This is a genomic window from Burkholderia sp. Ax-1719, assembly GCF_011753055.1.
GTDB lineage: Bacteria > Pseudomonadota > Gammaproteobacteria > Burkholderiales > Burkholderiaceae > Paraburkholderia.
Map to the genome: position 1 here is coordinate 489,459 of NZ_VWWJ01000002.1, position 25,740 is coordinate 515,198.

Consider the following 25,740-nt stretch of genomic DNA (forward strand, 5'->3'; position numbering starts at 1 on the left):
CGTAGGAAGTGGCGCAAATCCTACCATCGGCGTGGCGCACAGGTATGGCGGCGAATTCAGGCTGTTTCCGTCCCGTTGCTGAAGCCGATAATACCGCTGAGCCCCGGATAGCGTCGCTGCCATGCGAGCGCCAGCACGCCGCAACCGCCAAAAACGATCCCGAGGCTGCCCGCGATCAGCAGCCACGCTGGCAGCGTATCGGCGAAGCGGTAGATAAACGCGAACATGGCGATGCAGCAGGCGATGACGAGCGCGTATTCGATGCGGCGCGGGCTATTCATCGGCTCGAAGGTCTCGGGATTGACGCCCGCATCGACGAATACCTCCGGGTCGAAACGTAGGCCCGGGCGGCGCGCGAGACCGGCGAGAATGGCGGTGACGACTTCGGCGCGATTGTGAAAGCGCAGGCAAAGCACGTCATTGCCGGCCAGGCCCAGACGCAGGCTGGTCTGCTTGATCTCACCGGAAGGCCGGCGTTGCCAGAGCAGCAGGTTCTTGACGATGGCCTGCCGCGAGACGAAGTCGGTGGAAACGTCGTAACGCTCGCGCGGGTTGACGACGATATCCTGCCAGTCCACGCGCGTTTCCACGGCCGTGCGCGCCGCACCGTGCTTGCGGCCAAATCCATAGCGAAAGCCCGTTTCGTCGACCACGAACCATGCGCCCGCATGGATCAGGGCGTCCACGGCGATTGCGCCAATCCAGACGAGCACGGCGTAAATCAACAGCATCAGCAGGCCCAGCACGGGGCCGATCTTCACGGTTTTGTCGATCGCCATTGCCCAGGCGAGGCTGACGCCGACGCCAGCGCACATCAGCAGCATCAGGACGCTGACGAGGCGCGTCGTGAACAGGTCCGGCACGCCTTCCACGTGCGTGGGTGCGCCAGCGAAACGTGCGGGTAAAGCGATGACGCGCGTGGGGGCTTCGGGTACGGGCGGCGGGACGATCTGGAGCGACACGGGGGCGGGTGTTTGCACCGCCCGCACGTGCTCCTGGTGACGACGTTGTTGTCTGGCAGACGCCATGGCTGGTAGGTTCTTGAATTCGAGTGCGGCAAATAATGCCATCGTACGAATTCCCGAACAAGTTACGATGCAGTACGCATCAGCGCGCAATACGCTATATGCCTGGCATTACTGATGAATCGATTCATAGCGCACGATTAGCGCATCGAGATTCGCGCGCGCAAGCGGATCAAAAGAAGCGAATTCATCAGTATGAAACAAAGGTGTGTGCTCACGCAGATGCTTGAGCGCCTGCAAACGCCCGGCGCGGAATACCTCAGCCGGATGGTCGGGGTCTTGCGCCGATTCCTGCGCGATGCCGCGATCGTAGTCGATCAGACGTTCGAGCGGCGCCGCCAGGATGGCCAGATCGGCATCGAGAAATAGCAGGGCAGCGCGCTTTTGCGCGGGATCGCTTGCGCATTCGGGCGGCAGTTTATGCGCCTTGGTTGCGCGTATCCACTGCTCCGCCAATGCCAGATGCGATGCGTGCGCGTGCAACCAGGCGTTGGTGCAATGCACTTGCGTGGTGCGTAGCAGCCACGCAGCGCTATGTGCTTCGTTGTCCGCGTAAGCGGGGAGCGTGGTGGCGTACACGACGTCGTGACCCCACACGGCCAGTTCGATGGCGGGCCAGAGCGCTTCGTCACGAAACGGCGCGAGGTGCGCGAATAATTCGTGCAGGTGCGCCAGCGTGTGATAGAAGCGCTGCGGCTCGCTGTAGGCACCCTGGATCAACGGCCAGACGGCGGGCGTGCCGAAACACGCGTCGCACGAAGCACGCAGCGAGGCAAGCGCGGATGGGGCGAGAGTCGTCATGCGCGCAGCCTACCACTGAAGCCGGCGATCAGGCCACGATTGCCGGATGCGCCTGCACTGGGCCGCCCAGTTGTTCGCGATGCGAAGGCGGCTGGCGACCGTCGATATCCGCGATGCCATACTCGCGCGCCAGTTCCGCGCCCACCAGCACGAGACCAGATTTCGTCGCGCGCTGCGGGTCGCGATAGAGCGCATCGACGAGCCGCCCTGTGAATTGCGGGCTTTCCGCCAGTTCGCTGAAACCCGCATATTGCTCGGGGTGCGCCGCAATCACGCGTGCCGTGCGCTCGGTCTGCAGCATGCCCATCCAGATCGATACGGCCGCTACGCCGAAGGGCCGTAAATCCACCGCCATATCCTTGGCGAATTTGTCCACGCCTACTTTTTGCGCGCCGTACGCCGCGCCGTGCATATAGCAGCTCGCGCCAAACGACGACGTGAACGCAATCAGCCCGTCTCGCTGCGCCGCCATCATCCGCGCCGCATGCCAGCTAGCCACATACGCCGAGCGCAGCCCCACGTTGAGAATATCGACCATTTCCAGCGGCTTTTCCCAGAACGGCGCGGGGCGAATCAATTCGTCATGCAGGACCGTCGCATTGTTCACCAGCACGTCGATGCGTCCGGATTCGGCGCGGATACGCGCGAACACGGCTTCGACCTGGGCGTCGTCGGCATGATCGCAGGGCAGGGCGATACCGCGCCCGCCCAGACGATCGATTTCCGCCGCAGTGGCGTGGATGGTGCCTGGCAGGGGCGCATCGCCTTCGTTTTGCGAGCGGCCCGTCACGTAGACGGTGGCGCCGCTTGCGCCGAGTGCGAGCGCGATGCCCTTGCCCGCGCCGCGCGAGGCGCCGGTGACGAGCGCGACATAATTGGCCATGCTGGCTTGCTCCTTGAAGTTCATGCTTCGATTAGCGGGCGCGCGCTGAACGTTGCGTAGGCAGCGGCCCGAATGGTCTCGACGGAGGCCGTGACGCTTTCTTCCGTCATATCGGCCATATCCGGCAGATCGCCGAGCGGAATAAACGCGCTGATCTCCAGTCCATGCCCCGACAACGCCGGCAATTTCAGCGGACTGGACAGTACATTCAGCCGACGCAGACCCAGATCGCGCAGGATCTGCGAGCCGATGCCGTAATGCCGCTTGCCGGCTGCCGATGCCGATGGCGCATCGCGCCGCTCATGAAAACCGCAATCGAGCAGCACCGCCACGCCTCGGCCACAGGCATCGATGCGCGCGAGCGCCGCGTGCAGGGTCTGGATGTGGGCATCGGCGTGCGCGTGCGGCTGTGCATCGAGCAAATCGAGCAACGACGCGCGTTCCTGCATGCGTACGAGCGTGGGCACATCGGCTTCCGGCTGGCCGCGCACCAGCGCGAGATGCGCCGCGCCGTTCACGCGGTCGCGATACTGGATCGCCTCGAACGTTCCCCATGCGGTATCGATCGAGCGCGCCTGAACGCGCTCGACCAGCGATTCGCGTTCGCTGCGATAGCGGATCAGATCGGCGATAGTGCCGATCTTCAGGCCATGTTCCAGCGCGAAGCGTTTCAGCTCGGGCAGGCGCGCCATGGTGCCGTCGTCGTTCATCACCTCGCAGATCACGGCAGCGGGCGTCAGGCCTGCAAGCGCCGTGAGATCGCAGCCTGCCTCGGTATGGCCCGCTCGCACCAGCACGCCGCCGTCGCGCGCGACGATGGGGAAAACGTGGCCTGGCTGCACCAGATGTTCGGCGCGCACGCCTCGGGCGATAGCGGTGCGGATCGTGTGAGCGCGGTCGGCGGCGCTGATGCCGGTGGTCACGCCTTGCGCGGCTTCGATGCTGACCGTGAAGGCCGTGCCGTACTGCGTGCCGTTGCGGGCGCTCATCGGCGCGAGTTGCAGGTCCGCGGCGTGATCAGCGGTAAGCGTCAGGCAGATCAGGCCGCGTGCGTGTCGCGCCATGAAGTTGATCGCCTCGGGCGTGACGCAATCGGCGGCAATCACCAGATCGCCCTCGTTTTCGCGGTCTTCCTCGTCGACGAGGATCACCATGCGGCCCGCACGCAGCTCCGCAACGATGGTGGCGGTATCGGCCAGTTTCATGGGTTGGGCTCCTCGATGGTGGCGCGCGCAACGAAATGCGGCGCGCGGCGTTCGACAAAAGCGCGGCTCCCTTCGCGGAAATCGGGCTGGGACGTACAGGCGAGAAAGCCGCGTTGCTCGGCGAGCAATTGCGCATCGAGCGTGCGGCCCGGTGCATCGGCGATCAAGTGTTTGGTGGTCGTGAAGGCGGCTGGCGAAAGTGCGGCCAGGCGCTCAGCGCGCTCGCGCGTGGCGCTCGCCAGTTCGGCGGCGGGCACGACCCAGTTCACCAGACCGACGCGCAAGGCGTCGGCGGCGCTATGGTGCTCATCCAGATAGAGCCATTGCGCGGCCACGCGTGCGCCCAGCAGGCGCGGCAGGTTGAAGGTTGCGCCGCCGTCGGGCGATGCGCCAAGTTTGTTGTAGGCGGAGGTGAACGTGGCGTGATCGGCGGCAATTGCCACGTCGCACGCGGCGACCAGCGCGAGACCGAAGCCCGCCGCCGCGCCGTTGACGCTGGCCATCACCGGCTTGGGCGAGCGCGCGAGGGTTGCGACCGCAAGCTGCGCGTGGCGCACCAGCTTGCCGATGGCGCGCGTGCGGCGCGCTTCCGGCAGGTCGAGCGCGCTGCGCATGGCCTCCACGTCGCCGCCCGCCATGAAGGCGCGGCCCGCGCCGGTCAGCACGATGGCGCGCACGGTGCGGTCCTGCGTGAGGCGTTCCAGTTGCGCGCACAGCTCGACAGCCATCGCGTTGTCGAGCGCGTTGAGCGCATCGGGGCGATTGAAGGTGAGCGTGGCCACGCCGTCGGCCCGGGTGAGAAGAATGGAGTCGCGAAGGGAGTCGGTCATGGCGCGATCAGCGATGAAACGCGGCGCGCAGGGCGCGGGCGCTGAAGTCGAGCACGGCGTCGGCGGCGTCGAGCACGCCAAGGAAGCTGGCGAAACCGTGGATCTGGCCGGGCCAGCGCACCAGCGTTGCGGCCACGCCCGCCTGGGCGAGACGCGCGGCGTAGTGCTCGGCTTCGTCGCGCAGCGGGTCGCATTCGGCGCTTACGATGGTTGCGGACGCAACGTGGTCGAGACGCTCGGTGCCCAGCGGGCTGGCGAGCGGCGCGGCGCGGTCGGTACTGCCTTCGTCGGCGCCGAAATATTGGTTCTTGAACCAGCGCATCAAGCCGGTATCGAGCAGATGGCCCTGGCCGTAGGTGTCGTACGAAGGATGCTCGTGGGCGCAATCGAGCACGGGATAAAGCAGGAGCTGATGCGCGATGGCCACTTCGCTGCGCAATTGCTGCGCGCACACGGCGGCCAGATTGCCGCCTGCGCTGTCACCGGCCACGGCCAGTGCACCCGTGCGTGCGCCAAGGTGAGCGGCGTTGGCTACGGCCCAGCGCACGGCGGCCAGCGCGTCTTGCGCGGCTGCGGGGAAACGTGCCTCGGGTGCGAGCCGGTAGTCGATGGAAAGCACGAGCGTGCGGGCGCGTGCAGCGAGCGTGCGGCAGAGATTGGCGTGCGAGTCGATCCCGCAGGCCACGAAGCCGCCGCCGTGGAAGAACACGGTGAGCGGCAGCGCTTCGCCGCCGTGATTGATCGGACGATAGAGCCGGACGGCGAGCGGGCCAACATCGCCTGGCAGCGTCAGGTCATCTTCGGCGGCGATGGCGTCGCCGGGGCCGAATGCGTTGGCCGCGCCGCCCGCTGCGAGCGCGGCGCGATAGCTGGCGGCGTCGAGCAGGGCGTAGTCAGGCGCGGGCGCGCCGGCCAGCGAGGCGATCAGCGCGGCGGCCTGGGGATCGAGCGCCATGCGGGTTTCTCCTTGGTATTGAACGGGATAAGCGATAAAAACGCGTCAATCGAGGCTGAAACAGCGCCAGACGGCGTCATTGAGCGCATTGGAGCGTTTCGGCACGTCGGTGGCATCGTCCGATCAGACGAGGGGCAGGCGTGCTGAACGGCGTAATGTCTGGTAAGGGGCAAGGCGGGCGATTCGATGCGCGCATTCCCCCCACACAACGCGTCCAGCAATGAGGCGCGGGATACGTAGAAAACTCAGGAGACGCGAGGCGATGCACCGGCCAGGGGAATCTCCCGATGCCGATCGCATGACAGCCCCGTAAAGTTGGCCGTCGCAAAAAGCGACGAGCAGGCGGCATGGAGGACGGAGACCGTGTTGATGGAGACGAGATGGGCCCCGGAAGAGGGCCAGGACGCGAGCGCCGTGGCGGGCATCGACGTTCCGCAGTTCAGCGCGCTACTCGCGCGCATCTACCAGGGGCCGCTCGAAACGGTGCCCTGGAAGGCCGCGCTGGAACTGATACGCGTCCATCTGGACGCGAGCTATACCACGCTGATCCTGCGCTCGCCTTCGAGCGACCGGCGTGGGCTGATGGTTCACGCGGCCGAAAGCGGCGCGGGCGCGCCCAACGACGCGTCGTATAACGACTATTACTATTCGCTCGATCCGTTCGTGGGCCTGCCCGCCGAGCGCGTGGTGACCGTGGACGAGGTATTCGGCGAAACCGGCTGGCTCTCTAGCGAGCTATACAAGCAGTTCCTGCAACCCGCCGATGTGCGCTACATCATGGGCGCGGATCTGCGCACCGAAACCGGCGTGGAGTGTCGCTTTCGCGTCTGCCGCAAACATGGCGTCGCGCATTTTTCCGCGCGTGACAAGGCGTTTTGCGCACTGCTGCTGCCGCATCTGCGCCGTGCAGTGGAACTGCATTCGCGCCTGGACGTGGTGGAGTCCGAGCGCACGCTCTACGCCAGCGCCATCGACCGCATGCTGGTGGGCACGGTCACGCTCGACGAAAGCGGCGCGATCATGAGCACCAATAGCGTCGCCGATGAAATCCTCGCGGAAGCCGATGGCATGCGCATCGCGCACGGCCATGTGGAAGCCACCGATAGCCACGAAAACCGCACGCTGCAGCGGTTGATCCGCCACGCGATGATGGGGCATTTCGGCACCGCCGGGCCGCTGGTGGAGGCGATGCCGGTCACGCGCAGCGGCGACCGGCCGAAGCTGGGCGTGCTGGTGCGCACGGTGCCGCTGTCCGACTGGTCCGAGGACAATCGCCGCCGTCCCGCAACGGTGCTGTTCTTGCGCGACCCGGACCGCAAATCGCAGCGCTCGCAGGAGATTGTGCGCAAGCTGTTCGACCTCACGCCCGCCGAGACCTCGCTTGCGCTGCTGCTCACCAACGGCCTCACGCTCGAAGAAGCTGCCGAGGAACTGGGCATCAGCAAGAACACGGCGCGCGCGCATCTGCGCTCGATCTTTTCGAAGACGGGTGTGACGCGTCAGGCCACGCTCGTGCGGATTCTGCTGGGCAGCGTGGTCCCGCTGGGCTAACCCGCCGTGATGAAGCGGCGTACGAAAGGCGGCCTCAGCGTCGCCTTTCGTGCCTTAAACAAGGTGTTTTTGCGTGAGCACCAGCAATGCGCCGTTGCGATCCTCCAGCACCGCGCGCAATTCGTGTGGTCCTTGCTGCACCGGCACGCGCACCGACGCGCCCGCCGCCACCACGCGCGCCATCGCCGCATATAAATCGTCATCCTCAGCAATCTTGAAGGTGAGCGCGGGACGCTCGACGATACGCTCGTCGCCCGCTACCAGCGCGATCGTGAGCGGACCGCCTTCCAGCGCGCAATAGCGCTCGCCATCTCGCATTTTCACCGTCAGCCCGAGACCGTCGACAAAGAACGGCAGCGCCGTGTCGATCGTCTCCACCGGGTACAGCATCATCGAAGCCTTCATCGCTTTTTTCCCCTTGATTCATGTCTTGTGTGGTCATGCCACGAGGCGATCCTAACGCGCGCATCGCCGCGCGCCATGTCCGATTGGACTAGGCCGCAAAGCCTTTCTGTGGCGGCTTCAATGCCTGCTTCAACGCGTTAATCCAAACAGACGATGCAGCACGAGCCCTGCGCGCCGACACTTCGTTTCGTGGACCGTCACGCGGTTCCCAGTTCGCCCACCTTGCCCATCCACGGCGCGGCACGGCGGCAAGACCGACACAACAAGGAGACACCCGCGATGAAGTTTTCCCTGATCTACGAAGCCCAGACCACCGATGCGTCGCGCGAGGGCGACCACCGCGTCTTCAAGGAGACCGTCGAACAGGCGCTGCTGGCCGAGCAGATGGGCTTCGACACCGTCTGGTGCGTCGAGCACACCTCGCTGACGAATTACGCGCACATGAGCGCGCCGGAAACCTTTCTCGCCTATCTCGCGGGCCGCACCACACGCATCGGCCTCGGGCATGGCGTGATCTGCCTGCCGCCCGCCATGAACCATCCGATCAAGGTGGCGGAGCGCGTGGCGATGCTCGACATTCTTTCGCAGGGTCGTGTGCATTTCGGCGTCGGCAAGGGCGGCAGCCAGCAGGAAGCGGGCGCGTTTGGTTACGACCTCGCAGAACTGCAACCGATGATCGACGAATCGATGTATCTCGTGCCGAAGATGTTCGTGCAGGACGAGATCGAGCACAACGGCCAATATATCAAGATTCCTAAGCGTCCGATTCACCCGAAGCCGTATCAGGATCCGCATCCGCCCATGTACATGGCCTGTACCAATAGCGACGGCCTGCTGCGCGCGGGGCAACGCGGTCTGGGCGCGCTGGTGCTGGGCTTTGGCGGCCCGGACGAAGTGGCGAAGAAAAACGCGCTCTACCGCGAAGCGTGGCGCACCCGCAAGGCCGAAGATCAAGTGGGTTTTCGCCCGACCGAGCATCTCGCCGCGCTGTGCCCGGCCATCGTCATGGCGGACGGCCAGCAGGCCCGCAAGATCGGCATTCGCGGCCAGCGCTATTTCATGGAGTCGCTGGCGTACTGGTACACGGGCGGCGAGCGTCCGGACCCGGCTAACTGGGGCGACGATCTCGTGCAGGCCGACAGCGGCCAGATGGTGATCCGCTCGCGCTTCGCCTCGGAAGAAGTGGTGGTGGACTTCAGCGATCCCGCGCTTTCGATGATGAACCCCAATCACTCTTACGGCACGGTGGATGACTGCATCGGTTATGTAGGACGACTGATGGAAGCGGGTGTGGATGAGGTGCTGTTCCTCTGCCAGATGGGCACGGTGCCGCACGAAGCGCAGCTCGAAACCATCCGCAATATCGGCGAACACGTGATTCCGTACTTCAACCGCGTGAAGGCGCGCGCCGTCGCGTAAGCGTCAAGCCAGCGCCATCGACATCGAGATCAAGAAGAAACAAGGAGACAGCGGTGTATCGAGAACAAAAGCGTGAACACGATTCAAACGATTCGGCCGCTCTCGCGGCGGACCTGATCGCGCGCGCCCAGGCGCTCGCGCCCGTGCTGGCGCAGCGCGCGGACGCCGCCGAGGCCGAAGGGCGCATTCCCGCCCAAACGCTCGCCGATCTGCAGGCGGGGGGCTTCTTCAAGGTGCTCCAGCCTGCTCGCTACGGCGGCTATGAACTGGACCCGCAGGTGTTCTTCGAAATCCAGATGGCGCTGGCGCGCGGCTGCATGTCCACCGCGTGGGTGTACGGCGTGGTGGGCGTGCACAACTGGCAGATCGCACTGTTTGACGAGCAGGCCCAGCGCGATGTCTGGGGCGACGATCCCTCGACGTTGATCGCGTCCACCTACATGCCGGTGGGCAAGGTCACGCCCGTTGAAGGCGGCTTCCGGCTTTCGGGCCACTGGAAGTTTTCGAGCGGGAGCGAACTATGCGAATGGGTTTTCCTGGGCGCGCTGGTGCCGCCCGCGCGTGACGGCGAACCGCCCGAGTACCGTACTTTCCTGCTGCCAAAGAGCGCCTATCGCATCGAGCGCGACTGGGATGTATTGGGGCTGCGCGCAACGGGCAGCCACGATATCGTCGTCGATGATGTGTTCGTGCCCGCGTATCGCACGCACAAGGCCGTGGACGGCATGATGGGCACGAGCCCGGGCCTGGCTGTCAACGATGCGCCGCTGTTTCGCCTGCCGTTCGCGCAGATTTTCGTGCGGGCGGTGTGCACGGCGTGCATCGGCGCGCTGCAAGGCGCGGTGGACGACTTTACCGCTTATGCGGCGAATCGCGTGAGCGCCAATAGCGGCGCAAAGACCAGCGACGATCTGGGCGCACAGAGTGCGTGCGCCAATGCCTCCACCGCCATCGACGAAATGCAGGTGCTGTTGCGCCGCAATTTCGCGGAGTTGCTGGCCGCTGCGCGAGGCGGCCCGGACGTACCGATCGAACGCCGCGTGCTGTTTCGCTATCAGTCCGCGCAGGTGGCTGAGCGCTGCGCGCAGGCAGCCAATACGCTGCTGCGCTACGCCGGCGGCAATGGCATCTATCGACGCAATCCGCTGGTGCGCCGCTTTCTCGATCTGCACGCAGCGCGCGCGCACTACGCCAACAACGTTGACCGCTTCGGGCAGAACCTGGGCGCGGTGATGCTCGGCCGTCCCAACACGGACTTCTTCATCTGAGGGCGGCGATCATGAGCGAGCAGCCCATGCAGAGCGAAATACAGACGGAAACCTTCGACGTGGTGATCGTCGGCTCCGGCGCGGGCGGCCTGCTCGCCGCGTGCCGCGCTGCCGATCAGGGGCTTTCCGTGGTGGTGCTGGAAAAGAGTGGGGAATATGGCGGCACGTCGGCGGTGTCGGGGGGCGGCATCTGGGTGCCGTGCAATCACCACATCGCCGAAGCGGGCGGCCAGGACTCGCGCGAAACGGCGCGCATCTATATGAACGCCTGCATCGAAGGCGCGAGTTCGCCCGCGCGCGTGGATGCGTATCTGGACAGCGCGCCTGAAATGCTGCGTTATCTGGAAGCGCGCACGCCGGTGCGTTACCAGTCGTTGCCGCGTTACGCCGATTATTTCCAGGACCGGCCAGGCGCGATGCCGGGTTATCGCGCGCTCGATCCGCTGCCCTTTGATGGCGGGCGTCTAGGCGCTGAATTCCGGCGCTTGCGCGCGCCGTCGCCTGGCACGCTGATTGGCGGACGGGTGGCGGTAACGTCGAAAGAAGCGCATACGTTGCTGTCGAAAGAGCGTGGTTTCATGACGCTCGCGCTGCGCCAGTTCGGGCGCTACTGGCTGGATATCGGCGCGCGGCTGCGTTCGCGTCGCGACCGGCGGCTTACGCTGGGTAATGCGCTGGTGGGTGGTCTGCGTTACGCGCTGCTCGAACGCAAGGTGCCGCTCTGGCTCGATACGCCCATGCGTGATCTGATCGAATTCGATGGCCGTATCGAAGGCGTGCTGGCTGAACGCAAGGGCAGGCCGTTGCGCGTGCTGGCGCGGCGCGGCGTGATTCTCGCGGCGGGCGGATTCGAGCGCAACCAGGCGTTGCGCGAGCGCTATCTGCCGCAACCGACCAACGCGCAATGGAGCGCCACGCCGCCGCACAACACCGGCGACGCGATGATGGCGGGCGAGCGCGCAGGCGGCGCACTGGCGTTGATGGAGCACGTCTGGGGCGCGCCGACGCTGCGCGTAGCGGACGAAGAGAAGCAGCGCGCCTTGTTCGTGGAGCGCAATCTACCGGGCTGCGTGATCGTCAACGGCCACGGGCGGCGCTTCGTCAACGAGGCCGCGCCATATTCAGAATTCGTGCCCGCGATGTATCGCGATCATGCGAAGACCGGCGCGTGCCTGCCCGCGTGGATGATTTTTGATGCGTGCTTTCGCAAGCGTTATCCGTGTGGGCCGATCATGCCCGCTTCGATGATGCCCGATGCACGTATTCCGGACTCCTTCAAATCGATTCTGCATCGCGCAGATTCGCTCGAAGCGCTGGCTGCGCAAATCGGCGTCGATAAAGCTGGGCTGCAAGACACCATCGCGCGCATGAACGCCTATGCCGCAAGCGGCGTGGATGAAGAGTTCGGCAAGGGCGGCAACGTTTTCGATACCTACTACGGCGATCCCACCGTGCAGCCCAATCCGTGCCTCGCGCCGATTGGCGACGCGCCGTTCTACGCCGTGCGCATCGACGCTGGCGACATCGGCACCAAAGGCGGACTCGTCACCGACGAGAACGCCCGCGTGCTGCGCGCGGACGGCAGCGTCATCGCGGGTCTCTATGCGATCGGCAATACCAGTGCATCGGTGATGGGCGCGAGTTATCCGGGCGCGGGTTCGACCCTTGGCCCCGCGATGACCTTCGGCTATCGCGCCGCCGATCACTGCGCGGCACACAGCGCCCGCGCTTCACAGAACATAACCGCGCAAACGCAACCCGAGCTTCGTGGAGTCACATCATGACCGACCTTTCCCTTGAACCGCTGCGCGCCGACATGCTGCTCGCGATGCGCCGCCTCGCGCGCTCGGTCGCCGTGATCAGTTGCTGCGACGGCGAGCGACGCTATTCAATGTCGGCCACGGCGGTCGATTCGCTCTCGACCGAGCCGCCATCGCTGCTTATCTGCATCAACCAGTCGTCGTCGATCTATCCGCCGCTGGCGGCAGGCGCGGACTTTTGCGTGAATCTGCTGGCCGCGCGCCAGCAAGACATCGCCATCGATTGCAGCGGCCGCCTCAAGGGCGAAGAGCGCTTCACGAGCGGCGACTGGCAGCGTTGCGAACAGGGCGTGCCTTATCTGCACGATGCGCAGGCGAATCTCATCTGCACGCAGGATGGCCGCTTCGATTACGGCACGCATACGGTGTTTATTGGCAAGCTGCGCGAAGTAAAGTTGAGCGGCGAGGTGGAACCGTTGCTCTATGTCGATGGTGCTTACACGACGGCGGCAACTGCCGCTGCGGCAAGCGTATGAACACGGGCGCCACGCCAGTCGAACCTCCGCTCGTCGTCGCCGATGCCGATGCGCATTGTTGGCACGACCGCTGCGGCGTGCTGATCGCAGGCTTTGGCGCGGCAGGCGCGTGCGCGGCGCTCGAAGCGGCGCAGGCGGGCGCGCGCGTGTGCATCGTCGAACGCTTCGATGGCGGCGGCGCGAGCGCGAAAAGCGGCGGCGTTGTCTATGCGGGCGGCGGCACACCGTATCAGCGCGAGGCGGGCTATACGGATACGCCCGAAGCAATGGCAGCCTATCTGCGTGGCGAAGTGGGCGACGCGGTCACGCCCGCCGCGCTCGAACGCTTTTGCCAGGGCAGCGTGGCGCAACTCGCGTGGCTCGAACGCCACGGTGTGCGCTTCAACGCGGCGATGCCCGCGCGCAAGACCTCCTATCCACCCGAGCGCGCGTTTCTCTATTACTCGGGCAACGAGGCAGTGGGCGATGCGCCTGCCGTGCCACCTGCGCCGCGCGGTCATCGCGTGGTGTCGCGCGGGATGTCCGGGCGCGCGCTGTTCGCCACACTGCGTAATGCGGTTGAAGCGGAGCCCAACGTCGAAATCGTGCGCCATGCGAGCGTGCGCAGATTGATCGTCGATACAACGGGGCGCGTGATCGGCGCGCAGATCTGGCGCGTCAAGGCGGGCAGCGCGCAACGCCGTCATGCACGCCTCGCGCGTTGGGCAGACAAACTCCACAACGGGATGCCCGCGCTGGCCGACCGCTTGCGCGCAGCGTTGCACCGGCTGGAAATGCGCGAGAGCGAAGCGCTCGACATTCGCGCCGATGCGGTCGTGCTCGCCACCGGCGGCTTCATCTTCAACCGCGAAATGATGGCCCAGCATGCGCCGCGCTATCTCGCCAACTGGCGTCTGGGCACCACGGCCTGCGATGGCTCGGGCATTCGTCTGGGCGTATCGGCGGGCGGTATCGCCGATCGCATGGAACGTGTTTCCGCGTGGCGCTTCATCAATCCGCCCTTCGCATGGGCGCGTGGCTGCGTGGTCGATGCGCGCGGCGAGCGCTTCTGCAACGAAGAAGTCTATGGCGCGACGCTCGGCCATGCGATGTGCGAAACGCGCGACGGGCGAGCGTGGCTGATCCTCGACGCCGCGCTGGTGCGCGAAGCGTTGCGCGAATGTCTGCGCGGGCGCTTGTGGGCCTTCCAGAGCGTGCCTGCACTGATGCTGATGCTCGCAAACCGGCGTCGCGGAGAGACGCCAGCGCAACTCGCCGCACTGATCGATGCCGATCCCGTTACGCTCGAACGCACGCTCGCCGACTATCGCGCTGCCAACGCGAAGGGCCATGACGAAGCCTTCGGCAAGTCCGCGGCGATGCTCGCGCCGCTGGCGCGTGCGCCTTACTACGCGCTCGATATTTCCGCAGCGAGCCGGGTATTTCCATGTCCGGCGATCACCTTAGGTGGGCTGCGCGTCGACGAAAGCACGAATGCCGTGCTGCGCGAAACGGGGGCTGTCATTCCCGGATTGTTTGCAGCGGGCCGCGCAGCGCGCGGCATGGCCTCGCATCACTACGTTAGCGGCCTTTCGCTGGCTGACTGCGTGTGGTCGGGCCGCCAGGCAGGACGGGCCGCCGCGCGCGAAGTCCTCGCGGCAAAGCAGGCGCAGGAAGCGCAAAGAATAAACGTTGCAGGCGCAACCGTATTACCCCTTCATCCACTGACACATTGATAAAGAGAGAACGAAGATGGGAGACAGACTCAAGGGCAAGATCGCCATTATCACGGGCGCCGCAAGCGGCGTGGGCAAGGCCGACGCGCTGCTGTTCGCGGCGCAGGGCGCACGTGTAGTCCTGACCGATCTGAACGAGGAGGCAGGGCGCGAAGTGGCCGCGCAGATCGGCGACGCGGCCTTGTTCGTTCGTCACGACATTGCTTCGGAAACAGGCTGGAATGATGTGTTCGGCGCGACGCAGAAGCACTTTGGCACACCCAACGTGCTGGTCAACAACGCGGCCATTCTGCAACTCGGCAGCATCGAAGACGCCACGCTCGAACAATGGCAGCGCATCATGCGCATCAACGCCGAAGGCTATTTCCTCGGCTGCCAGGCGGCCGTGCGGGCGATGAAGGACACGGGCGGTGCGATCGTCAATATGTCGTCGGTGGCGGCGCTGGGCGGTTTGGGGATGTTTTGCGCGTATTCGGCCAGCAAGGGCGCGGTCACGGCGCTCACCCGCGCCATCGCCGCGCACTGCAAGACCCAGGGCTACAAGGTTCGCGCCAACACCATCCACCCCGACGGCATCCTCACGCCGATGACCGAACCGTTCTTTGGCTCTGCCGAAGCGGGACGCGCGCAGCTCACGGAGTCGGTCGATCCGGCCTCGCGCATGTGCCTGCCCGAAGACATCGCGCAGCTGGTGCTGTTCCTCGCCTCCGATGAATCGCGCTTCATCAACGGCAGCGAGTACCGCATCGACAACGCCCAGATGATCATGGGCGTCGCCTGACGCATGCACGCGAGTCCTGCCATGACCGAAGCGCGTTTTCATCGGCTGCGTGTGGCCGAGGTGATTGCCGAAAGCGCCGATGCGCGCTCGTTCGTGTTCGACGTGCCGGGCGCGCTCGCCGATGCGTTCGCGTATCGGCCCGGGCAGTTTCTCACGCTGCGCCTGCCGCACGGCGAGACCGCGCTGCAGCGCTGCTATTCGCTCTCCAGCGCGCCAGGCGTTGACGTCGCGCCGAAGATCACGGTCAAGCGCGTGCGCGACGGACGCGCGTCTAACTGGCTATGCGACGCCGTGCAGCCCGGCGACGAACTCGACGTGATGGCGCCCGCAGGCGTCTTCACGCCTCGCTCGCTCGACGACGATCTGCTGCTGTTTGCAGGCGGCAGCGGCATTACGCCGGTGCTGTCGATCCTCAAGGCGGCGCTGGTGGGCGGTCGCGGCATGCTTACGCTGATCTATGCGAATCGCGACGAATCGTCGGTGATTTTCGGCGTGACGCTGCGTGAACTCGCGCAGCGTCACCCGGGCCGATTGCGGGTGATTCACTGGCTCGACAGCGTGCAGGGCGTGCCGCAGCAGCGCCATCTGGAAGAACTGGCGCGCCCGTGGAGTCAGCAGAGCGCCTTTATTTGCGGTCCCGCGCTGTTTATGGAAAGTGCGCTCGCGGCGCTGCTGGCGCTGGGTCTGCCGCGCGCGAAGATTCATGTCGAGCGGTTTCTCTCGTTGCCCGATCTGCCTGCCGAACCGGTTGCGCGGGCAACAACTGGCGAAGGCATTGCGGCGAATGTCGAAACGCAACTGGACGGCGCGAACCATCGCTTCGTCTGCGAGCCCGGCGAAACCCTGCTGGATGCGATGGAGCGCAGCGGTCTCGCGCCGCCCAGTTCATGCCGCAGCGGTCTGTGTGGCGCGTGCATGTGCCGGGTCGAAGCGGGTGCTGTCACACTCGACGATCACGCCTCGCTCGACGACGACGAACGCGCGGCCGGCTGGACGCTTGCGTGCAGCGCACGGCCCGCAAGCGCCGAAATCCGCATCGTGTTTCCAGACTAGCGCGCTACGCGCCTGTATGGCCCGCGCAGGGTTGCTCAATTCAGCGCCGCCGCAGCGATTCGCGCGGCGGCGCTCGTCTTTTTGGAGTCCTTATATGACGCCTCACGACATTCTCACCACGCCCGCGCTGATCGCCCGCGGCGCGGCGCGCTACGGCGCGCGTCTGGCGATCGAATCGCCCGCGCTGAGCCTAAGCTATGCGCAACTCGACGCAGCACGCATCGAAGCGGCCCGCGCGCTGATGGCCTGCGGCATCGTAGCGGGCGACCGCGTTGCGGTCTGGGCCCCGAACGTGGCCGAATGGATCGTCGCGGCGCTGGCGATCCAGAGCGCGGGTGCGGCGCTCGTGCCCGTCAATACCCGCATGAAAGGACTGGAGGCGGGCGCGATTCTCGCCGATAGCGGCGCGCGCGTGCTGTTCTGCTGCGGCGAATTCCTTGGCGAGCAGTATCCGTCGATGCTTGCGCCGTATCGGCCTGCGTCGCTCGAACGCGTGATTGTGTTCGACGGTGCGCTTGAACATGCCTGCGAAAGCTGGTCGTCGTTTATCGCGCGCGCCGATCAAACTTCCCTCGAAGCGTTCCATGCCCGTGAGGCGGAAGTCGGCCCCGACACGCTGATGGACGTGATGTTCACCTCGGGCACGACGGGCCGCCCGAAAGGCGTGATGACCACGCATGGCCAGAATCTGCGCGGCGCGCATGACTGGGCGCAGATAGCAACGCTGCGCGAAGGCGATCGCTATCTGATCGTCAATCCGTTCTTTCATGCCTTTGGGTATAAGGCGGGCTGGCTGGCGGCGCTGGCGAGCGGCGCAACCGTGCTGCCGCATCGGGTGTTCGATCCGCAGGCGGTTCTCGAACGCGTGGTGCGCGAGCGAATTTCCGTGCTGCCGGGGCCGCCCACGCTCTATTACGCGCTGCTCGACGCGCCCGATCTCGCGCATCTCGACCTCAGTTCCCTGCGCGTAGCCGTGACTGGCGCAGCCGCCATCGCACCGAGCCTGATCGAACGCATGCGTGCGGAGCTGGGTTTCGAAACCGTGTTGACGGGCTACGGCCTCACGGAAAGCTGCGGCTTTGCCACGCTTTGCCGCCAGGGCGACGATGCCCAAACCGTCGCGCAGACGTCGGGCCGCGCGATGCCCGGCGTCGAATTGCGCATTGCCGCCCTTAACGGCGATGCCTTACCCGCAGGCGAGACCGGCGAAGTCTGGGTGCGGGGCTATAACGTCATGCGCGGCTATCTGGGCGACGCGGCGGCCACGGCCAGCGCCGTCGATCCACAAGGCTGGCTGCATACTGGCGACATCGGCTCGCTCGATGCGGGTGGCAATCTGCGCGTGACGGATCGCATCAAGGACATGTTTATCGTCGGCGGCTTCAACTGTTATCCGGCGGAGATCGAGCGGCTGTTCGCGGCGCATGACGCGGTGGCGCAGATCGCCGTGGTGGGCGTGCCGGACGAGCGGCTGGGCGAAGTCGGGCACGCGTGGGTGGTGCTGCGCGCGGGCGCACAAACAGACGCCGATACGCTCGTGCAATGGGCGCGCCGCAACATGGCCAATTACAAGGTGCCGCGCCGCATCGAGATTGTTGCCGCATTGCCCACCAGCGCTGCCGGCAAGGTGCTCAAGTACCGCCTGCGCGCAGCCTTCGCGGAGGGCGCGAGCGCCTGAAGAAGCCATGCACTTCATAGTCCCAACAGACGATGTTGGGACTCCCCCCCGCGGCCAGAATAGACCTCACTACAACGGGTTATCTGGAGGGGCGAAGATGAGCGATGTGCGGGCATTGGGCTACGTCGTCGTGCAGTCGGCGGATGCGGGCAAGTGGCGCGACTATGCGCGCGACGTGCTGGGCATGCAGACGCACGACGTCGATACGGCGGATGGCGGCGCGCTGTACCTCAAGATGGACGAGCGCGACTTCCGCTATCTGATCGTGCCGGGCAAAGAGGAGCGCTACTTCGCCTCGGGCTGGGAACTGGCCGATGAAGCCGCGCTCGCCGCGCTCACCGCAAAGCTGCAAAAAGCGGGCGTCGAAGCGCATCGCGGCAGCGCGCACGATATCGCGCTGCGCCGCGTCCAGTCGATGGTCTGGTGCCTCGATCCCTCGGGCAACCGCCATGAATTCTTCTGGGGCGTGCGCGCCGACTTCCGCCGCTTCGTCTCGCCGGTGGGCGTGCCCGGTTTCGTGACCGGCGCGATGGGGCTGGGCCACACGGTGCTGCCCGCACCGGCCTTTGACGCCACCGATACCTTCCTGCGCGACGTGCTGGGCTTTGGTCTGTCCGACATCTATCGCGTGCGTTTCTCCGACGATCCCGCCGAACCGGAAAAGCGCATTCACTTCCTCCATTGCGGCAACGCGCGTCATCACAGCCTCGCGATCATGGATCTCGCGGTGCCGTCGGGCTGCATCCATGTGATGGCCGAAGTGGGCTCGATGGACGACGTGGGCCGCGCGCTCGACCGCGTCAGCGCGCATGGCGTGAAGATGTCGGCGACCCTGGGCCGTCACTGCAACGACCGCATGACTTCGTTCTATATGAAAACGCCGGGCGGCTTCGACCTCGAATACGGCTATGGCGGCCTGGAGGTGGACTGGAACGAGCATAGCGTCTACGAGGCCACGCGCGTGAGCCTCTGGGGTCACGATTTCAGCATCGGATTCCGCTCCGAAGCTTAATCTGGGATTTAATCTGGATAACGAATGAAAACGCTCGATAAACGCCTTAGCGCGCGCGACGTGGTCGCGCAGCTCGAAGACGGCATGACGATCGGCATCGGCGGATGGGGACCGCGCCGCAAGCCGATGGCGCTGGTGCGCGAGATCGCGCGCTCGCCGCTGCGCGATCTTACCGTGGTCGCTTACGGCGGCCCCGATGTGGGCCTGCTGTGCGCAGCCGGAAAAGTAAAGAAGGTGGTGTTCGGCTTTGTCTCGCTCGATGTGATTCCGCTGGAGCCGCATTTCCGCCGTGCGCGGGAAACCGGCGCTATCGACGTGTGGGAACTGGACGAGGGTTTGTTGCAACTCGGCCTGCGTGCCGCTGCTGCGCGCCTGCCGTTCCTGCCCACGCGCGTGGGTCTGGGCACCGATCTGCTGCGCCACGCGCCGCAATTGCGCACGGTTCGCTCGCCTTATGCCGACGGCGAGACGTTGCTGGCGATGCCTGCGATCGAACTGGACGCCGCACTTCTGCACGTCAATGCCGCCGACGCAATGGGCAACACCCGCATCGACGGTCCCGATCCGTTCTTCGACGCCTGGTTCGCGCGCGCCGCAAAGCGCACTTATGTGAGTTGCGAGGCGCTGGAAACGTCGCTCGCCAGCGTCGACCTCGAAGCCGCACGCCGCAACAGCTTCGAGCGTTCGCTCGTGACGGGCGTGGTGCATGCGCCGTGCGGTGCGCATCCTACTTCCTGCGCGCCCGCTTATGGATGGGATCTGCCGCATCTGAAAGCGTATTGCGCGGCCGCCGCCGACACCCAGCAAACCGCTGCCTACCTGCGCGACGTGGTTGGCGCTGACGAAGCCGCGTACCTGGCGGGCGCGGGCGGTCCCTCTCACGTAGCGGCGCTGCCGCTGCCGATTCTTTGAAGGAGCGCGCGTGAACGACGCTTTGGATTACTCCCTCGCCGAACTGATGATCGTCGCTTCGGCCCGGCTCTGGCGCAACGACGGCGAAGTGCTGGCCACCGGCATCGGCACCGGGCCGCGCCTGGCGGCGGGTCTTGCGCGCCTCGCCTACAACCCCGGCCTCATGCTCACCGACGGCGAAGCGTATCTCGTGGAGACGCCCGTGCCGCTCGGCCCGCGCGACGCTGCGTACCGCGTGGCTGCGAGCGGCTGGATGACCTACGAGCGCGTCTTCGATTGCGTGTGGCATGGCCGCCGCCATGCGCTGGTGATGCCCACGCAGATCGACCGCTACGGGCAGGCCAATATCTCCTGGCTGGGCCGCGACTATGCGAAGCCGAAGACGCAATTACTGGGCGCACGCGGCTTTCCTGGCAACAGCATCAACCACGCGAATTCGTTCTTCGTGACGAGCCATACGGCGCGCACCTTCGTGGAAGGCGAGGTCGATATGGTGTGCAGCGTGGGCTACAACCCGGCGCGCGAGATCGAAGGCATGCGCGCTTTCACGGATCTGCGTGCGATCGTCACGGATCTCTGCGTGATGGATTTTGGCGGCCCCGATCATACGGTGCGCGTGCGCTCGCTGCACCCTGGCGTGAGCTTCGACGAGGTGCAGGCGGCGACCGGCTTCGCGCTGCTGCAGGCGGACGATATCGGCATCACGGCCGCGCCATCGGCGGAGGATCTCAAGATCGTGCGCGCGCTCGATCCGCACAATCTGCGTGCGTCGATCCTGCGCGACAACCCCGCGCCCCGGCGCGCATAACGCGAGCGAGGCCATCATGCAGCAGACGCTTGCGCAGACCGAGGACGTGGTGCTCTACGCCGTCGAAGACGGTATCGCGACCATCACGATGAACCGCCCCGCGTATCACAACGCGCAGAATTCGCAGATGACCTATGCGCTCGATGCCGCGTTCCGGCGCGCGGCGCACGACGACGCGGTCAAGGTGATCGTGCTTGCGGGTGCGGGCAAGCATTTTTCGGCGGGGCACGATATCGGCACGCCGGGCCGCGATATCGACAAGTCGTTCGAGCGTCAGTCGCTCTGGTACGACCACGTCGACAAGGAAGGCGGCGAGTTTCTTTATGCACGCGAGCAGGAGGTTTATCTGGGTATGTGCCGCCGCTGGCGCGACTTGCCCAAGCCGACCATCGCGATGGTGCAGGGCGCGTGCGTCGCGGGCGGCCTGATGCTCGCGTGGGTATGCGATCTGATTGTCGCCTCGGACGATGCGTTCTTTGCCGATCCTGTCGTGCGGATGGGGATCCCGGGCGTGGAGTATTTCGCGCACGCCTACGAATTGAATCCGCGTATCGCCAAGGAATTCCTGTTTCTGGGCGAGCGCATGAATGCGCAGCGGGCGCAGCAGATGGGCATGCTCAACCGTGTGGTGCAGCGCGAAGCATTGCCGGGCGCTGTGCGGGAGATGGCGGTGAAGATCGCCGCGATGCCGCGGCTCGGACTGGCGCTCACCAAGCAGGCTATCAACCATGTCGAAGAATTGCAGGGAAAACGCACGGCGATGGATGCCGCGTTCGCCTGGCATCACTTCGCGCATGCGCATAACGAACTCGTGAGCGGTGACCGCCTGGGCGGTTACGACGCGCGCAAGATGGCGCAGTCTCAGCGCGCTCCATCTGACGATAAGGAATCCAGATCATGAGTGCGATGATATCGACCATTCGCACGCCGCTCACCGATCTGCTGGGTTGCCGTTATCCGATCGTGCAGACCGCAATGGGCTGGGTGGCCGATGCAAAGCTGGTCGCCGCCACCTGCAATGCGGGCGGTTTTGGCTTTCTCGCGGGCGCGACGCTCGAACCGGAGCACGTGGAAGCGGAAATCCTGCGCGTAAAGTCGCTAACGGACCGGCCCTTCGGCATCAATTTCCACATGTTCCAGCCGAACGCGGCGCAGGTCGTCGATCTGGCGATCCGCCACCGGCTGCGCGCGGTGAGTTACGGACGCGGCCCCGATGCGGCCACGATCCGACGCTTCAAGGACGCGGGCGTGCTCTGCATTCCCACCGTGGGCGCGCCAAAGCATGCGGCAAAAGCGGTCGAACTGGGCGCAGATGCGGTCACGGTGCAGGGCGCGGAAGGCGGCGGCCACACAGGCTCGGTGCCCACCACGCTGTTGCTGCCGCGCGTGCTGGACGCCGTCCAGGTGCCTGTTATCGCAGCGGGCGGCTTCTTCGATGGGCGCGGCCTGGCGGCGGCGCTGGGTTACGGCGCGGCGGGTATCGCCATGGGCACGCGCTTTCTCATGACCGAAGAATCGCCGGTGCCTCAGGAAACGCTCGCGCGCTATCTGGCCGTAAAAGATGCCGCGCAAATCCGCGTCTCGGCCGCGCTCGACGGGCTGCCGCAACGCATGATCGACAACCCGTATCTGCTGCATCTGGAAGCCTTGGGCCCGCTGCGCCGCACGCTCTTCGCGCTGCGCACGGCACAGGCGTGGCGACGGCAGAACGGGCTGTCGCTTGCGCAAATGGCGTCGCTTGGCATGAAGGCGCTGCGCGAGCACGGTTATACGGCCAGCCAGACGCTCATGGCCGCGAACGCGCCTTACCTGATCCAGCGCGCGATTGTCGATGGCGTGCCCGATGAGGGCGTGCTGCCGGGTGGTCAAGCGGCGGCAATGATCGGTGCGATCGAGCCATGCGCGGTTGTGATCGAACGAATCGTTCGGGAAGCGGGTGAACGCCTAGACGCGCTGAGCGCGCTGCGCGACGCAGCGATGGCCGGCGTGGATTAATGCACTTCAAGACACAGGGACGGGGAACATGACACAAGCGAGCCATGAGGATAAGGGTGTATCCGCGCGTCGACCGGCATTTGCCATCGCACGCGTCGGCAATCAGGGCGCGGTGGCGGAACTCACGCTCGACCGCCCGCCGGTGAATGCACTCGATTGCGAGGACTGGTATGCGCTCGCCGCCGCCATCGACGCGCTGGGCCGCGACGAAAGCGTACGCGTGATCGTTCTGCGCGGCGAGGGAAAAGGCTTCTGCGCGGGCGTCGATATCAAGGAACTGGCGGCGCATCCCGAGCGCATCGTCGCGGTGAATGCGGGCAACTACGCGACCTTCCGCGCGGTCCATCGCAGCCCGAAGCCGGTGATTGTCTCCGTGCATGGATTCGTGCTGGGCGGCGGCATCGGCATCTGCGGGGCCGCCGATATCGTGATCGCTGCGTCTTGCGCGCGCTTTGGCGTGCCGGAGATCGATCGCGGCGCGATGGGCGGCGGCGCGCATCTGCAACGAATGTTCGGAGTCCAGAAGGTGCGTGCGATGTATTTCACCGGAGACATGGTGAGCGCAGACGAGGCGTGGCGTCTGGGTGCTGTGGAGCGTGTGGTGTCGCGCGAGCAGTTGCGCGAAGCGACGCTCGAACTCGCACAGCGCATCGCCGGGAAAAGCGGTGCAATGCTCGCGCTTGCCAAGGAAGCGCTCAACGGCGTGGAAGACGGCGACCTCGAAGATAAATACCGCTGGGAACAGGGCTTCACCTTGCAGGCCTATATGACCAACGATTCGACCGAAGCACGCAGCGCCTTCGTGGAAAAGCGCGCTGCGCAGTTCGACGACGCTCGTACGCTAGCCGAGGGCCGCGCATGAAGCTCGACTATACGCCGCAACAACAGGCCTTTCGCGCGGAAATCCGCGCGTGGCTCGCCGATCACGTGCCGCGCGATCCGCTACCGAGTTTCGATACGCAAGCGGGCTTCGCCGCGCATCGAGAATGGGAGCGCACACTGCATTCGGGCCGTTGGAGCATGGTCACCTGGCCACGCGAACTGGGCGGGCGAGGCTGCGATCTGATCGAGTGGTTGATCTTCGAAGAGGAGTACTGGCGCGCCGATGCCCCCATGCGCGTGAACCAGAACGGCATTTTCCTGCTCGGACCCACGCTGATGGAATTCGGCACCGACGAGCAGAAAGCGCGCTTTCTCCCTGCGATGGCTTCGGGCGAGCACGTCTGGGCACAGGGCTGGTCCGAACCAAATGCGGGATCGGATATGGCCGCGATCCGCGCAAGCGCGCTGCGTGACGGCGACGACTACATTCTGAACGGTCAGAAAATCTGGTCGACGCGCGCGGTCTGGGCGGACTGGCTGTTTGGCCTCTTTCGCAGCGATCCGCAATCCACGCGCCATCACGGCCTGACGTTCTTGATGGTGCCGCTCAATGCGCCGGGTGTGACGGTGCGCCCGATCCGCCAGTTGAACGGGCAGACCGGCTTTGCGGAAATCTTTTTCGACGATGTGCGTGTGCCCGCGGCGAACCGCATCGCCGGCGAAGGCATGGGCTGGCATGTGGCGATGGCGACGGCGGGTTTCGAGCGCGGTCTGATGTTGCGTTCGCCCGCGCGCTTCCAGCGCACCGCCGAGGCGCTGCGCGATCTGCTGCTGGCCCATCCTGAAGCGGCGCAGCGCGATCCATCGCTGCGTGAACGGGTAAGCGCTGCGTGGATGGACGCACAGGCCTATGCGCTCTCGACCTATATGACGGCGAGCCGCCTGCACAAGGGCGGTCATATTGGCGCGGAATCGAGCACCAACAAGGTGTTCTGGTCGGAACTGGACTTGCGCATGCATCAGACGGCGCTGGACATCCTTGGCGCGCAGGCCGAAATCGTGCCGCAAAGCGCAGGCGAGCGTGCGCGCATGGGTCATTGGCTCGACGGCTTCCTCTTCGCGCAGGCTGGGCCGATTTACGCGGGCACCAACGAGATCCAGCGCAATATCGTCGCCGAGCGCATGCTGGGTATGCCGCGCGGCTAGGGCGTCGCACAACAAGCGGATAACCCGATATTCAATTCGATATGGATTCCTGAAGAAAAAATGGACTTTTCATTCGACGAAGACCAGGAAGCGCTCGCCGACGGCGCCCGCCGCTTCCTGATGACCGAGCTCACGCCGGAACTGATCCGCGAATTGTGGGAGAGCGAAACTGGCCGCTCGGAGCGGCACTGGGCGCAGCTTGCGGAGCAGGGCATGACAGCGGTGTCGGTGCCGCAGGCGCAGGGCGGTCTGGGCTTGAGCGCGATGGAATGGGCGCTGCTTGCGCAGACCTGGGGTTACTTTGGCGGTCCCGATCCGCTGATAGATACCGCTTTCGTCTCCGTGGCGTTGCTGCAACGGCTGCCTGCGAGCGACTGGCGCGATACCTTGCTTGCGCAGATCGCGACAGGCGGCGCGCGGGTGGCGCTGTCGCATCCGGTGAATCCGTATGTGGCGGACGCGCATGTTGCCCACGTCCTGCTGTGCGAACGCGATGGCGAATTGCACCGCCTGGCGCCCTCGGCCTGCTCGCATCGCGCTGTGGAAAGCGTGGACCCGTCGCGGCGCTTGTTCTCGCTCGATTGGACGCCCGATGCATCGACACGTATCGCCGACGCCTCCAACGCAGCGCCCTTGCTCGATCTCATGCTCGATCACGGCGCGTTCTCCGTGGCCGCGCAACTGCTCGGCCTCACGCAGCGCGTGCTGGACGCCGCTATCGACTACACCTCGCAGCGCAAACAGTTCGGCAAGCCTATCGGCGCGTATCAGGCCGTCAAACATCTGCTTGCCGATGTCGCGATCCGCTACGAGTTCGCGCGGCCAGTGGTCTATCGCGCGGCTTGCGCACTTGCCACCGACGACCCGCAACGCGCGCTCCATGTCTCGCACGCGAAGCTCGCAGCCTTGTCGGCGGCACAACTCGCAGCACGCCACGCGATCCAGGTTCACGGCGCGATGGGCTACACCTGGGAGCTGGATCTGCAGATATTCGTCAAGCGCATCTGGGCGCTGGCCGGCAACTGGGGCGACGCCACCTACCACCGCGAACGCGTCGCGCGCACGGTGATCGATGCGCGCGCATCGATCGGACCAGCCAGCACGTTCGTACAGGAGTGAC

The 25,740-nt window shown here is 65.5% G+C and carries 24 protein-coding genes; 17 read left to right on the forward strand and 7 right to left on the reverse strand.

What is annotated here, in order from left to right; all coding sequences use genetic code 11:
• Nucleotides 1-56: 56 nt before the first annotated feature.
• From F3J17_RS07220 to F3J17_RS07245, 6 genes are all read right to left on the reverse strand, one after another.
• Nucleotides 57-980 carry a hypothetical protein gene (locus F3J17_RS07220; protein ID WP_167055327.1) on the reverse strand — a complete coding sequence of 308 codons (924 nt, stop codon included), beginning with the start codon at nt 978-980 and terminating at the stop codon, nt 57-59.
• A 156-nt stretch (nt 981-1,136) separates the two neighbouring features.
• On the reverse strand, nt 1,137-1,826 hold the full coding sequence (locus tag F3J17_RS07225) for a hypothetical protein (protein WP_167055330.1): 690 nt from the start codon (nt 1,824-1,826) through the stop codon (nt 1,137-1,139).
• Nucleotides 1,827-1,854: 28 nt separating this feature from the next.
• Nucleotides 1,855-2,709: an SDR family NAD(P)-dependent oxidoreductase gene (locus F3J17_RS07230; RefSeq protein ID WP_240160840.1), complete on the reverse strand. Its 855-nt coding sequence runs from the start codon at nt 2,707-2,709 to the stop codon at nt 1,855-1,857.
• Nucleotides 2,710-2,729: 20 nt separating this feature from the next.
• A complete protein-coding gene (ribBA, locus tag F3J17_RS07235; RefSeq protein ID WP_167055336.1) occupies nt 2,730-3,914 on the reverse strand; it encodes a bifunctional 3,4-dihydroxy-2-butanone-4-phosphate synthase/GTP cyclohydrolase II in 1,185 nt (394 codons plus the stop codon).
• Nucleotides 3,911-4,744, reverse strand: a complete 834-nt coding sequence (locus F3J17_RS07240; protein WP_167055338.1) for an enoyl-CoA hydratase-related protein — start codon at nt 4,742-4,744, stop codon at nt 3,911-3,913. Before F3J17_RS07240 ends, ribBA begins: the two co-directional genes overlap by 4 nt.
• Nucleotides 4,745-4,751: 7 nt before the next feature.
• Nucleotides 4,752-5,699: an alpha/beta hydrolase gene (locus tag F3J17_RS07245; protein ID WP_167055341.1), complete on the reverse strand. Its 948-nt coding sequence runs from the start codon at nt 5,697-5,699 to the stop codon at nt 4,752-4,754.
• Nucleotides 5,700-6,068: 369 nt separating this feature from the next.
• On the opposite strand from F3J17_RS07245, the gene F3J17_RS07250 reads away from it, so the two are divergent.
• Complete coding sequence (locus F3J17_RS07250) at nt 6,069-7,250, forward strand: helix-turn-helix transcriptional regulator (RefSeq protein WP_167055344.1); 1,182 nt, start codon at nt 6,069-6,071, stop codon at nt 7,248-7,250.
• Between the two features lie 54 nt (nt 7,251-7,304).
• On the opposite strand, the gene F3J17_RS07255 is transcribed toward F3J17_RS07250, so the two are convergent.
• Nucleotides 7,305-7,655, reverse strand: coding sequence for a VOC family protein (locus F3J17_RS07255; protein WP_167055347.1), 351 nt, complete (start codon nt 7,653-7,655; stop codon nt 7,305-7,307).
• 279 nt (nt 7,656-7,934) lie between these two features.
• On the opposite strand from F3J17_RS07255, the gene F3J17_RS07260 reads away from it, so the two are divergent.
• The 16 genes from F3J17_RS07260 (at nt 7,935) to F3J17_RS07335 (ending at nt 25,739) form a co-directional block, all read left to right on the forward strand.
• The gene (locus F3J17_RS07260; protein ID WP_167055350.1) at nt 7,935-9,074 is read left to right on the forward strand and encodes an LLM class flavin-dependent oxidoreductase; all 1,140 of its coding nucleotides are present in this window, start codon (nt 7,935-7,937) and stop codon (nt 9,072-9,074) included.
• A 53-nt stretch (nt 9,075-9,127) separates the two neighbouring features.
• Entirely contained in the window at nt 9,128-10,342 is a 1,215-nt protein-coding gene (locus F3J17_RS07265; protein ID WP_167055352.1) for an acyl-CoA dehydrogenase family protein, read from the forward strand.
• Nucleotides 10,343-10,353: 11 nt separating this feature from the next.
• Nucleotides 10,354-12,126, forward strand: a complete 1,773-nt coding sequence (locus tag F3J17_RS07270; RefSeq protein WP_167055356.1) for an FAD-dependent oxidoreductase — start codon at nt 10,354-10,356, stop codon at nt 12,124-12,126.
• A complete protein-coding gene (locus F3J17_RS07275) occupies nt 12,123-12,638 on the forward strand; it encodes a flavin reductase family protein (RefSeq protein WP_167055359.1) in 516 nt (171 codons plus the stop codon). The genes F3J17_RS07270 and F3J17_RS07275 overlap by 4 nt, the downstream gene beginning before the upstream one ends.
• Entirely contained in the window at nt 12,635-14,353 is a 1,719-nt protein-coding gene (locus F3J17_RS07280) for an FAD-binding protein (RefSeq protein WP_167055361.1), read from the forward strand. The genes F3J17_RS07275 and F3J17_RS07280 overlap by 4 nt, the downstream gene beginning before the upstream one ends.
• A 16-nt stretch (nt 14,354-14,369) precedes the next feature.
• A complete protein-coding gene (locus F3J17_RS07285) occupies nt 14,370-15,134 on the forward strand; it encodes an SDR family oxidoreductase (protein WP_167055364.1) in 765 nt (254 codons plus the stop codon).
• A gap of 21 nt (nt 15,135-15,155) precedes the next feature.
• Complete coding sequence (locus tag F3J17_RS07290) at nt 15,156-16,187, forward strand: ferredoxin--NADP reductase (RefSeq protein WP_167055367.1); 1,032 nt, start codon at nt 15,156-15,158, stop codon at nt 16,185-16,187.
• Between the two features lie 94 nt (nt 16,188-16,281).
• Nucleotides 16,282-17,865 carry a FadD3 family acyl-CoA ligase gene (locus tag F3J17_RS07295; protein WP_167055370.1) on the forward strand — a complete coding sequence of 528 codons (1,584 nt, stop codon included), beginning with the start codon at nt 16,282-16,284 and terminating at the stop codon, nt 17,863-17,865.
• A gap of 97 nt (nt 17,866-17,962) precedes the next feature.
• Entirely contained in the window at nt 17,963-18,877 is a 915-nt protein-coding gene (locus tag F3J17_RS07300) for a VOC family protein (protein WP_167055374.1), read from the forward strand.
• Nucleotides 18,878-18,901: 24 nt separating this feature from the next.
• Entirely contained in the window at nt 18,902-19,789 is an 888-nt protein-coding gene (locus F3J17_RS07305; protein ID WP_167055377.1) for a CoA transferase subunit A, read from the forward strand.
• Nucleotides 19,790-19,799: 10 nt separating this feature from the next.
• Complete coding sequence (locus tag F3J17_RS07310; RefSeq protein WP_167055380.1) at nt 19,800-20,597, forward strand: ketoacid CoA transferase; 798 nt, start codon at nt 19,800-19,802, stop codon at nt 20,595-20,597.
• Between the two features lie 16 nt (nt 20,598-20,613).
• On the forward strand, nt 20,614-21,498 hold the full coding sequence (locus F3J17_RS07315; RefSeq protein ID WP_167055383.1) for an enoyl-CoA hydratase: 885 nt from the start codon (nt 20,614-20,616) through the stop codon (nt 21,496-21,498).
• On the forward strand, nt 21,495-22,592 hold the full coding sequence (locus F3J17_RS07320; protein ID WP_167055386.1) for a nitronate monooxygenase: 1,098 nt from the start codon (nt 21,495-21,497) through the stop codon (nt 22,590-22,592). Before F3J17_RS07315 ends, F3J17_RS07320 begins: the two co-directional genes overlap by 4 nt.
• Before the next feature lie 28 nt (nt 22,593-22,620).
• Nucleotides 22,621-23,454, forward strand: a complete 834-nt coding sequence (locus tag F3J17_RS07325) for an enoyl-CoA hydratase family protein (protein ID WP_167055389.1) — start codon at nt 22,621-22,623, stop codon at nt 23,452-23,454.
• Nucleotides 23,451-24,620, forward strand: a complete 1,170-nt coding sequence (locus F3J17_RS07330) for an acyl-CoA dehydrogenase family protein (protein WP_167055393.1) — start codon at nt 23,451-23,453, stop codon at nt 24,618-24,620. The genes F3J17_RS07325 and F3J17_RS07330 overlap by 4 nt, the downstream gene beginning before the upstream one ends.
• Before the next feature lie 60 nt (nt 24,621-24,680).
• Nucleotides 24,681-25,739, forward strand: coding sequence for an acyl-CoA dehydrogenase family protein (locus tag F3J17_RS07335; RefSeq protein ID WP_167055396.1), 1,059 nt, complete (start codon nt 24,681-24,683; stop codon nt 25,737-25,739).
• Nucleotide 25,740: the final 1 nt, after the last annotated feature.